The sequence below is a fragment of the Pseudoalteromonas sp. 0802 genome (genome assembly GCF_013350085.1).
Taxonomy (GTDB): domain Bacteria; phylum Pseudomonadota; class Gammaproteobacteria; order Enterobacterales; family Alteromonadaceae; genus Pseudoalteromonas.
In genome coordinates this window covers 1-2,992 of record NZ_JABVXE010000051.1, presented here as the reverse complement: position 1 = coordinate 2,992, position 2,992 = coordinate 1, and the positions used below count along the sequence as shown (strand labels likewise).

At 38.3% G+C, this 2,992-nt stretch carries 2 protein-coding genes; both read left to right on the top strand.

Going from position 1 to position 2,992, the window contains the following annotated elements; all coding sequences use genetic code 11:
* The first annotated feature begins 582 nt into the window (after nucleotides 1-582).
* Nucleotides 583-1,794 (top strand): ParA family protein, encoded by a 1,212-nt coding sequence (locus tag HUS61_RS20995; RefSeq protein ID WP_055022493.1) that lies wholly within the window; start codon nucleotides 583-585, stop codon nucleotides 1,792-1,794.
* Between the two features lie 2 nt (nucleotides 1,795-1,796).
* Entirely contained in the window at nucleotides 1,797-2,885 is a 1,089-nt protein-coding gene (locus HUS61_RS20990; protein WP_175083657.1) for a ParB family protein, read from the top strand.
* The last annotated feature ends 107 nt before the right edge of the window (nucleotides 2,886-2,992 follow it).

Sequence of the window (2,992 nt, the reverse complement as noted above, 5' to 3'; positions counted from 1 at the left end):
ACCTTCATTGATGCATGGCGCCGGATTAAATTGGAGCTAACTAGAATTTTATCGTAATTATCCAAAAACAACCCTTACAACTAACTATAGAAATCTTCAAAGAAATGTAACTTACACATATAAGGTTAAAATAACGTAATCAGTTAACACGTAAATAATATACACAACTCCATGAAAGCTCCAATTTGAATTAGAACAAAACACTTAGAGTGATAACTTAATTTCAATTCAATGCAGAGAAAACAAGGAAGTACCCGACGCCAACCAAAGCACAAACTTAATATGAGTTAGTTAATTAGCACTCCTTTCTTCAAAAGTTGCTATTTCATCATCTAAGAGCCAATTATAAAGCATACAAATGTTATACGCTTGCACACGGAAACTATTAATAACTGATACTCCCCTATTCTATAGACTAATTCGCACTCAATAACGTTAAAAAGTCATGTGTATAGAAAAAACCTATTGAAGGTAAACGGAATACGAGGCAGAGCATTAAAAAACAACTCACGCTTTAATTTTTACTTTACCACGCAAAAATTAAAGCATACACTATAAAAAAACACATTCATTAAGGTTCACATGACTATCTCTAAAGTAGAAGCCACCGATATAGCGTTTGACGAGCTAAAAGACGGTTCAGAGTTATACATTCAGCGTCGTAATAGACGCCTCCTAAATAACCACCGAAAAGAGCTGAGAGTCTTTACTAAGGCTGAAGCAGTGGCATACCTAGATATTGATGCAAGAACCTTGGACAAGTACTGCAAAGCTCTAAAGATTAACCCAAGAAGGCACGAAGAAAGTCAGTGGCTATTAGATATTGAGGAAGTCTACAAAGTAAGAGATTCACTTCCAGAAGAACTTAAAAAACAATTACCATTTGTTCGCGGTGAAAGCCAAGAACTACAGGTTATTGTTGTTCAGAATCAAAAAGGCGGTGTTGGCAAAACAGTAACTGCAGCAACTGCTGCGTCTGGCTTAGCAACAGAGTTTCACCAAAACTATCGAGTTGGATTGATTGATATGGACGGTCAAGGAACTCTGTCAATGTACTATGCCCCTGAGTCAGCAGAGGAAGGATGTTTATCTGTTGGTGACTTAATCATGGGGAACTATGAGTTAGACGACAACGAGACCTTAAAAGAAGCTATAAGCGAAGCATTTTTACCAACTACAATCCCCAACTTACGTATTTTACCTGCTTCACAATCAGACCGAGCAATAGAAGGCTGGTTCCACGAAGCGGTATTCAATCAACAACTAAGTTCGCCTTACTCAATATTGCACGACATCATAGAGCAAGTTAAAGATGAGTTTGACATCATAATAATCGACACGCCTCCATCACTAGGCTACGCGACATACAACGCATATTACGCTGGCACCAGTGTTATTTTCCCATTGTCTGTTACTGAAAATGATATTGATGCTACATGTTCGTATTTTAGTTATATACCGCAAGTATGGACGCTGCTAAAAAATGCGAAGCACCCAGGTTATGACTTTATGAAAATACTGCTTACAAATCATAAAGAGAGTTCAACCACTACTGATTTACAGAACAACCTTTATGATAGTTTTTCAACTTACCTTTACTCAACAGAATTCAACAATAGTGAAGCTGTGAGACAAGCTTCATCATTACTATCAACCGTGTTTGATATGTCTAAAAGTGAATACCCTAAAACCAAGATGACTTTCCAGAACGCACAACAAAATGGGTATGAAGTTACAAGTCAATTGCACCGTGATATTCAAAAAGTATGGCGCGAACAAGAGAAGGAGCAATAAAAATGGCTAAAAAAAGAGGTACAGTCTCTCCACTCGGCAACACTGCAGGCTCAGAAGAAGCTATTGCAGATAGCAATAAGAACCAACTTGAGAGTTTGGCCAAGCGCTTGAGAATTGAAGCTGAAAAGAGTGAAACACCACTTGATGAAGTGCTCTCTAAGCATCTGGGAGTAGTCAGCGTAGGTCAAAGTAAAGTCTGGACATTAAAGTCAGGCCAAGAAGCCACATTCACACCGGTTACGTTGTCATATGAGCAGCTTAAATCAAATACAGTCGTCACTTTTGAAATCAATGGGCGCGAACAATCACTATTAACAGAAGAGTCGCTTCAAGACTTATCAACATTAGATAATCAACAGTTCTACCCAGCAATTGGTCGACGTCTGCCGGATAACAAGATTGACGTTCTTGATGGTTCACGCCGGCGCGCCTATGTACTTGAGAAAAGCGGTGCTATAGAAACTTTCTCAATGCTAGTTACTGATGACGAAATCAGTCTAAGCGATGCAAAGGCTCTCGCTACATCACTACAGTCAGTTAAAGAGCACAGCTTACGTGAAATTGGATTACGCTTAGAGCGAGACAAAGAGGCGTACTTAGCTGAACATGGCAAGAAGTTGAACCAGGCTGAGTTAGCGGAACGTCATGGCTTAAGTCAATCAAAGGTAAGTAAAGCACTACAGGCCGCAACAATCGATAGTGATTTAATTTCTGTTTTTCCTGATATTTCATTGCTCAACCACAGTGACTATAAAGCGCTATTGGCAACACAGGCTTTATTAGGTGATCAACTAAGTGATTTCACTGAAGAGCTAAAAAGTAAAGTGAATGAGCTAAAAGTTAACGGTGGCTTTATCAAAGAAGACCTTAAAGACAAACTCAGCAAACTAATAGCTGATGAGTCTAAGTCCTTCAAGCCAACAACAGATAAACCAGTTGTGACGACATTATTCAAATTTGAAAATAAAGATCAGTTTGCTCGCAAAAAAGTGAAAGGAAGAAACTTTTCTTATGAATTTGGTCGAGTTCCAAAGGATATTCAAGAGAAGTTAGATGAGGCAATTTCCGTCATTCTCAAAGAAAACATTTAATAAACAGACAATACAGGTGAGCTAATAAAGTGTATTAGTTCAAACAAGATCTGACACATTAGCTTGAAAAAGTGAGAGTTACCCGTTTTGATAAAGGTGCTGAATCT

Excerpts from the sequence above, each read along its gene's own strand:
- HUS61_RS20990 (WP_175083657.1), top strand. The coding sequence starts at position 1,797 with ATGGCTAAAAAAAGAGGTACAGTCTCTCCACTCGGCAACACTGCAGGC.
- HUS61_RS20995 (WP_055022493.1), top strand. The coding sequence starts at position 583 with ATGACTATCTCTAAAGTAGAAGCCACCGATATAGCGTTTGACGAGCTA.